3 protein-coding genes are annotated in these 1,586 nt (G+C 39.0%); 1 reads left to right on the top strand and 2 read right to left on the bottom strand.

Annotated elements, in window-relative coordinates:
* Positions 1-296 (bottom strand): hypothetical protein (locus tag AC1DPQ_RS27175; protein WP_477611478.1); only part of this gene is annotated, 296 nt, incomplete at its 3' end.
* Between the two features lie 106 nt (positions 297-402).
* On the opposite strand from AC1DPQ_RS27175, the gene AC1DPQ_RS27170 reads away from it, so the two are divergent.
* Positions 403-771 (top strand): YccF domain-containing protein, encoded by a 369-nt coding sequence (locus AC1DPQ_RS27170; protein ID WP_477583906.1) that lies wholly within the window; start codon positions 403-405, stop codon positions 769-771.
* 361 nt (positions 772-1,132) lie between these two features.
* On the opposite strand, the gene AC1DPQ_RS27165 is transcribed toward AC1DPQ_RS27170, so the two are convergent.
* Positions 1,133-1,586: phosphatase domain-containing protein (locus AC1DPQ_RS27165; RefSeq protein ID WP_477611477.1), on the bottom strand; the 454-nt coding region annotated here is incomplete at its 5' end.

The raw sequence follows: 1,586 nt of genomic DNA, 5'->3' as shown, positions 1-1,586 counted from the left end.
GTATAGGTATTAAGAAGTTCATAGCCATATCTTTTCAATTTATTGAGGCAATCTATTTGGGAATTGAAAAGCAAATCATTTCCGTCGTCGTCTCTTACGTTCATTTCTTTAGGCCGTTTGAATTTTTGCCCATAATCTACCCTGGCAATATAGGTATCACCACCATTATAAATCGGTTTTAATTCGATGTAATCTACCTTGATATCACTTAACTTAAAGCCATTTACATTTTGTGCTTTGGCACGCGACAGCCCAAAGCACGCGACGAATGTCGCTGCAAGAATTAATTTTTTCATGTTGTGTTTCTTTTGTGTGTGATTCTAAATTACGAAGAATACGTGAGTATGTATTAAATGAATTGTAACAAAACATCCATTATTAAATCTTAAACTAAAAAACATAATGAACTTTTTAAGCAATATTATCTGGATTATTTTTGGCGGTATCTTTATTTTCTTCGAATATATTATTGGAGGCCTTATCCTTTGTCTAACCATTGTGGGGATTCCTTTTGGCATCCAATGTTTTAAATTTGCCATTGTAGGTCTCGCTCCTTTTGGCGTTAAAATAACTGATACCTCATCAAACACAGGTTGCCTTTCTACCATCATGAACCTGATCTGGATTTTATGTGGCGGTTTCTGGATTGCCTTAACGCATTTATTTTTTGGTATCCTGCTTTGCATTACCATTGTGGGTATTCCATTTGGGCGTCAGCATTTTAAGTTAATGAATTTAGCATTTACACCGTTCGGAAAATCGATTTCTTGATTTGAGGTAATTCCCTCTATTTTTCGTCATTGCGAGGCACGAAGCAATCCTACAACAATCGCTATTAAGATTGCTTAGACTCGCTCATTTCCAGTCCCGAAATGGCGATAGCTTTTTTTGGAAAGCAGGTTCTGTGCTTATCGGATCCGATCGTCCCGCCATTCGCTATAGCCCTCATGATCCCGATGAAAAATCGGGACGGGGCTGCCGCTACTGTCGGGTTTATTGAACTGTGGCCTGTTCCCGTTAGCAAAAACATTGTACCTAGCCCCGATTGAATGGATGCCCACGATACTTCATCGGGGCAGGAAGAAAAGCGGGACTATCAAGACCGATGAGCACGGCCCTTGCGCTCCAAAAACTATTGTATCAATCCTATTGCTTTAGAATGTTCAATCGCTTCCCCGCTATTATTAAATAAACACGCACTCACCCCTTTTTCCTCAACTTTGTTAAGCAATTGTCTTGTTTCTACTTCTTTTTCAGGACGAATATTGCGAATGTAGACCGCTTCGATATTTTTCGGATACTTCTCCACTATTGTGGAATAAATTTTTGGGTCCTGCTGCGAGTTATCACCAAAAAACACAAACTTCTGGTTGGGGAAGGCATCTAAAATCCGCATTACCCTCAATAATTTACCCTCATGACCTGTTTTACCTGTGCTGACTAAATCTTTCCATCGTTTTAATGTATTTAAAAGAAAAGCACCGTCAGGCAACTTGTTAAACCTAAAAGTCTCGACCAAATAATCGTAAAGGTTCCATTCGCTGCTGCTTACATAAAAAAAAGGATTGGGCTGATCTGATTCAGTG

Source organism: Pedobacter sp. 01T416_2, from assembly GCF_056398925.1.
This window is presented reverse-complemented; position numbering and strand designations above follow the sequence as displayed.

Excerpts from the sequence above, each read along its gene's own strand:
- AC1DPQ_RS27170 (WP_477583906.1), top strand. The coding sequence starts at position 403 with ATGAACTTTTTAAGCAATATTATCTGGATTATTTTTGGCGGTATCTTT.